Origin of the sequence: Actinobacillus ureae ATCC 25976, from assembly GCF_000188255.1 — a bacterium.
In the GTDB taxonomy this organism is placed as follows: Bacteria; Pseudomonadota; Gammaproteobacteria; order Enterobacterales; family Pasteurellaceae; genus Actinobacillus; species Actinobacillus ureae.
This window is the reverse complement of record NZ_GL831081.1, coordinates 518,719-523,464: the sequence shown is the minus strand read 5'-3', so window position 1 is coordinate 523,464 and position 4,746 is coordinate 518,719. Positions and strand designations below refer to the sequence as shown.

Sequence of the window (4,746 nt, the reverse complement as noted above, 5' to 3'; positions counted from 1 at the left end):
CTATCCCGAATTTTGCAAATATGGCCGCTTGTATGCAAAGTAACTTATAGAATGTTACCAAATTTTTCTAACATCTCTTTCGGCCATACACTAGACTGTACTTCACCGATATGTTTTTTACGAAGCAGGAACATTGCCATACGAGATTGACCGATACCGCCACCAATTGAAAGCGGTAAACGACCCGCTAATAAGTCTTTGTGCCAATCCATTTCTAAGCGCTCTTGGTCACCGGTTAATTCAACTTGTAAACGAAGTGCTTTTTCATCAACACGGATACCCATTGAGGAAAGTTCAAACGCTGAACCGAGTTGTTCATTCCATACTAAAATATCACCATTTAAGCCCTTATAGCCGTTTTCAGATTCAGTGGTCCAGTCATCGTAGTCTGGTGCACGACCATCGTGCGCTTTACCGTCTGATAATTTACCGCCGATACCGATTAAGAATACCGCACCGTGTTCTTTACAAATTGCGTTTTCACGTTCTTTACTGGTCATGTTTGGGTAGCGTTGTACTAATTCTTCGCTGTGTACGAACGTAATTTGTTTCGGTAGGATTGACGGAATATCAAAACGTGCTTCTACTGCTAATTCGGTTAAACGAATTGCTTTATAGATTTCGTTTACGGTTTCTTTCAAGAAATCAAAGTTACGGCGACCTTCAGGGATAACTTTTTCCCAGTCCCATTGGTCTACATAAACAGAGTGTGTCGGATCAAGAGAGTCTTCATCCGGACGTAATGCTTTCATATGTACGAATAAGCCTTCACCTTCTTTGAAACCGAAACGCGCTAAAGTGTGACGTTTCCATTTTGCTAATGAATGAACCACTTCAAATTTTGCATTAGGAATACATTTTACGTTTACTTGTACCGCTTTTTCGATACCGGAAAGGTTATCTTGCATACCGTTGCCCACTTCGCTCAAAATAGGACCTTGTACTTCGATGATGCCTAATTTATCAATTAAATATTGTGTGAAAGTGTTTTTCACAAAGCTAATTTCTTGCTGCTGTAAAATAAATGTCTTTTTCATTGCTTATCCTTAAATAAAATCGTTTATGCGATAAACCGTATCGGTTAACGGTATGAACACAATTTAATACAATTCATAAAAAATACAACAGTTGTCAAATAAAAAACTTAATTTATTAGATTTTATCTAATTTTTTATGGTAAATTTTAAGGGTTCTTTAATAAAAGTGAAAAATGGAGTGAATTTTGCACACGAATTATCATTCAAAACAGCAAATTGATCCGCTTGATCAGCAAATTTTACGAGCATTAGTTGCGGATGCCCGTACCCCTTATGCGGAAATGGCAAAGAATTTTGGGGTTAGCGCCGGTACTATTCATGTTCGTGTCGAGAAAATGCGACAAGCCGGTATTATTGAGGGGACGAAAATTCGAATTAATGAACGCAAACTGGGTTATGACGTTTGTTGCTTTATTGGGATTATTTTAAAATCGGCAAAAGACTATGAGACAGTAATTGCTAAGTTGAATGAATTTGAAGAGGTAGTAGAAGCCTACTATACCACAGGTAATTACTCGATTTTTATTAAAGTGATGACACATACGATCGAGGAATTACACCGAGTATTGGCGACTAAAATTCAGTTAATTGATGAAATTCAATCAACCGAAACGTTAATTTCAATGCAAAATCCGATTTTACGAGAAATTAAACCTTAATATTGGTAAATTTTTTGGCAAAATGAACCGCTTGTGTTTATTCAACGCAAACGTTTACGGGTGATCCGGTTCACAAATTTGAGAATTTTTTAGTAAAAACAATCGCTTATCTTTAGGTTTCGTGCTTGAATAAGCACAAGTTTTAAATTTCATAGAGTCCAGATAGAGGAGAGACCATATGTCTGAAGTATTCCATTTAGGTTTAACCAAAGCAATGTTAAAAGGTGCGAAAGTTGCGATTGTCCCAGGTGACCCCGCGCGTAGCGAGCGTATTGCGAAACGTATGGATAATCCGGAGTTCTTAGTTTCTACCCGTGAATTTACCTCTTGGTTAGGCTATGTTGATGGCGAGCCGGTAGTTGTATGTTCAACTGGTATCGGTGGTCCGTCTGTTTCAATTTGTGTGGAAGAGTTAGCACAACTTGGCGTTCGTACCTTCTTACGTATTGGTACAACAGGGGCAATTCAGCCACATATCAATGTTGGCGATATTCTAGTGACTACCGGTGCGGTACGCTTAGACGGTGCAAGTCGTCATTTTGCGCCGCTTGAGTATCCAGCGGTTGCAAATTTTGAATGTGCGAATGCACTATCGTAAATCGTACGCAGCAAGAAATTCCAAATGAAGAAACCATTCATGCAACGGAAGCAAAAGCGGTTTCAGTTGTCGTGGAAGCTGCTCGTCAACTTGCTAAAGGATAATATTAGCTGATTGAGGTTGATTCACAACAAGCGGTTAGATTGCTAAAATAATTTGCAATTTAACCGCTTTTTTATTTTATATGCTCACTCAATATCGCAAAATTTTGATGCAAAACCATTGGTGCGAAGAAGCTATAGGGCTAACTTCACAACAGTCTGCTTGGTTATTGCATCAAGGCTCACTGACACAAAAGTTGCTACAAGTTACTCAAGACTTTAATGTACAAATTACCGAGCAAAAGTGGCTTGCAAAAAATACGGAAAAGATGACCGCTTGTAACTTAGCCCAGAGTGATTCAGATTACTGGTATAGAGAAGTGTTGCTAAAAGAAGCGAATTGTCCATGGATTTTTGCTCAAACGCTATTACCTAAAGAAACTATAGAAAATGTTGCTCAAGAGGTGCCGTTACTCGGTGAGCAGCCGATCGGTTTATGGCTGTTTGCTCAACAGCCTAAGCGTACCCTATTGGCTTGGCAACAAGATCATGAAAGCGGAATGTATATGCGTCGAGCTTGTTACCGGCTGAATGGCTATCCGCTAGAAGTTAGAGAACTGTTTCTGCCGGCGTTTCTATTTCCTTAAGAATAATATAGAGGAGCGATAATAGGCTCCTCTTTCTTTTCTATTTACTTTCTTCAATCACGATACGCGAATTTATTGGTTGTACCGGACGGTTATTCTCTTGTCCAATAATTTTCTGCATTGCTTCAATTTGCGTTTGACTTGCATCAAGTGGCGTTTTGAATACCACCCAATTTACTCCTTCACTACACGGTGGGGTAGTTAATGAACCATTTAAACGGAAATATTCCTGATTTTGCGGTAGTAATTGTTGTGGGTTCAACATACTTTTTGTCGTTTCCCCTTTTCACCTTGTGCTGATTGGTGTACAAAATGCGCTTCAATCGGAAAATGTTTACGTCTGAAAGTATGCTCACTTGGTGTATGGAAATGGAATTGCTTAAGCACAAATTGTTTGCCGTCTAATTGAATTGGACTGACAGCTTGGGTTGGCGTCGCTTGCAACGTATGTCCGTTATTTTCTATTTGATATTCACCAGAAAGTGAAGAGCTAAGTGTGAGATGCTGTGTGGTAGAAGCGATTGATTGAGAAAGATCGACAGGAGATTGGTTTTTACCGATTTGACATAATCTAAAGGATTCATCGATTGCCCCCCAATGAGCAGGGCTACTATTTCCTTCGTGTGACCAATGTGGGTGAGAATCAGCATAAGCGAAATTTCTGAATGCAATCAAAGCCGTACTAAAAAGTAAATGTTTTTTCATAACTTTGCTCCTTTTATTGTTTTACATATTTTAAGTTTAGCTAGTCGTTATTTTTTAATCAATCTTATTAAAGAAAATCTCAATAGTGGTTAAACTTGTCTTCAGTACCTTGAGAGACTTGAATCAATAAAAATAAGAGAGTAGCATTCCACTCAATATTTTCTTTCTTTCTATAATATGAAACCAACAATCCTTTTATATGATTCGGGAATGGGCGGGCTCACCATTTATGATGCTATTCGCCAAACTTTACCGAATGCTCATTATCTTTATTGTTTCGATAATGCTTACTTTCCTTACTCCGAACGTTCTGAAAATGTATTAATTGAACAAGCGGTTAAAATTGTGCAAAAAATTGCAGAAAAATACCCACTTGATATGGTCGTAGTTGCTTGCAATACCGCAAGCACAGTCGTATTACCCGCTTTAAGAGAAAAATTTGCATTTCCGATTGTCGGAACTGTACCGGCGATCAAACCTGCAGCAGTGGTCTCTGAGACGAAAACAATCGGATTACTGGCAACAAAAGGAACGGTAGAACGACCGTATGTGGCAGAGCTTATTGAAAAGTACGCAAAAGATTGTGTGGTAGAAAAGATCGGGAGTACCACATTAGTTGAGCTTGTAGAAGAAAAGATCCGAACAGGGCAAGTCGATCAAGAACAATTAGGTGAAGTGATCACTGAATGGCAAACGCATCCAACACTTGATACAGTGATTTTAGGTTGCACTCACTTTCCGCTCGTAAAACAAGAATTACAGCAATTGCTGCCGAATGTGAAGTACTTCATTGATCCGGGTAATGGCATTGCCAATAGGGTAAGTGATTTGCTTAGTGAGTTCTCGCAAGAGAATTCAGCACAAAACAGGGAAAATATCGCCTTTTGCACAAAAATGGATGAAGAGTTCTCTAAAAGAGAAGTAATCATGCAACAATGGGGCTTCAAGCGGTTAGAATTACTAAATTTTTTTTAAAAATAAATTGCTTATAAATCAATGTGTTATTGTTTTTTATTGCATAAAAGTGGTGAAAAACGCAACATTCGATAAAAAAATATG

The 4,746-nt window shown here is 38.5% G+C and carries 6 protein-coding genes and 1 pseudogene; 4 read left to right on the top strand and 3 right to left on the bottom strand.

Annotation, left to right across the window (positions count from 1 at the left end; genetic code table 11):
* Positions 1–44 precede the first annotated feature (44 nt).
* Positions 45–1,037, bottom strand: a complete 993-nt coding sequence (gene asnA, locus HMPREF0027_RS10335) for an aspartate--ammonia ligase (RefSeq protein WP_005625015.1) — start codon at positions 1,035–1,037, stop codon at positions 45–47.
* A 185-nt stretch (positions 1,038–1,222) separates the two neighbouring features.
* Here asnA and asnC point away from each other — a divergent pair, with 185 nt between their 5' ends.
* The 3 genes and pseudogenes from asnC to HMPREF0027_RS10320 all read left to right on the top strand — a co-directional run bounded on the left by asnC (position 1,223) and on the right by HMPREF0027_RS10320 (position 2,982).
* Positions 1,223–1,696: a transcriptional regulator AsnC gene (gene asnC, locus HMPREF0027_RS10330; RefSeq protein ID WP_005625013.1), complete on the top strand. Its 474-nt coding sequence runs from the start codon at positions 1,223–1,225 to the stop codon at positions 1,694–1,696.
* A gap of 178 nt (positions 1,697–1,874) precedes the next feature.
* Positions 1,875–2,398, top strand: a pseudogene (locus tag HMPREF0027_RS10325) (phosphorylase family protein).
* A gap of 107 nt (positions 2,399–2,505) precedes the next feature.
* Positions 2,506–2,982, top strand: a complete 477-nt coding sequence (locus tag HMPREF0027_RS10320) for a chorismate--pyruvate lyase family protein (protein WP_014992312.1) — start codon at positions 2,506–2,508, stop codon at positions 2,980–2,982.
* A 40-nt stretch (positions 2,983–3,022) separates the two neighbouring features.
* Here HMPREF0027_RS10320 and HMPREF0027_RS12850 read toward each other — a convergent pair whose 3' ends face one another.
* Together HMPREF0027_RS12850 and HMPREF0027_RS10315 are read right to left on the bottom strand one after the other, a co-directional pair.
* Positions 3,023–3,247, bottom strand: a complete 225-nt coding sequence (locus HMPREF0027_RS12850; RefSeq protein WP_005625004.1) for a carbonic anhydrase family protein — start codon at positions 3,245–3,247, stop codon at positions 3,023–3,025.
* Positions 3,241–3,687: a carbonic anhydrase family protein gene (locus tag HMPREF0027_RS10315; protein WP_005625002.1), complete on the bottom strand. Its 447-nt coding sequence runs from the start codon at positions 3,685–3,687 to the stop codon at positions 3,241–3,243. The genes HMPREF0027_RS12850 and HMPREF0027_RS10315 overlap by 7 nt, the downstream gene beginning before the upstream one ends.
* Before the next feature lie 177 nt (positions 3,688–3,864).
* Between HMPREF0027_RS10315 and murI the strand changes: the two genes are divergently transcribed.
* The gene (murI, locus tag HMPREF0027_RS10310) at positions 3,865–4,662 is read left to right on the top strand and encodes a glutamate racemase (RefSeq protein WP_005625000.1); all 798 of its coding nucleotides are present in this window, start codon (positions 3,865–3,867) and stop codon (positions 4,660–4,662) included.
* Positions 4,663–4,746 lie beyond the last annotated feature (84 nt).

Coding starts and splice junctions, on each gene's coding strand:
- HMPREF0027_RS10320 (WP_014992312.1), top strand. CDS start 2,506: ATGCAAAACCATTGGTGCGAAGAAGCTATAGGGCTAACTTCACAACAG.
- HMPREF0027_RS12850 (WP_005625004.1), bottom strand. CDS start 3,247: ATGTTGAACCCACAACAATTACTACCGCAAAATCAGGAATATTTCCGT.
- HMPREF0027_RS10315 (WP_005625002.1), bottom strand. CDS start 3,687: ATGAAAAAACATTTACTTTTTAGTACGGCTTTGATTGCATTCAGAAAT.
- asnA (WP_005625015.1), bottom strand. CDS start 1,037: ATGAAAAAGACATTTATTTTACAGCAGCAAGAAATTAGCTTTGTGAAA.
- murI (WP_005625000.1), top strand. CDS start 3,865: ATGAAACCAACAATCCTTTTATATGATTCGGGAATGGGCGGGCTCACC.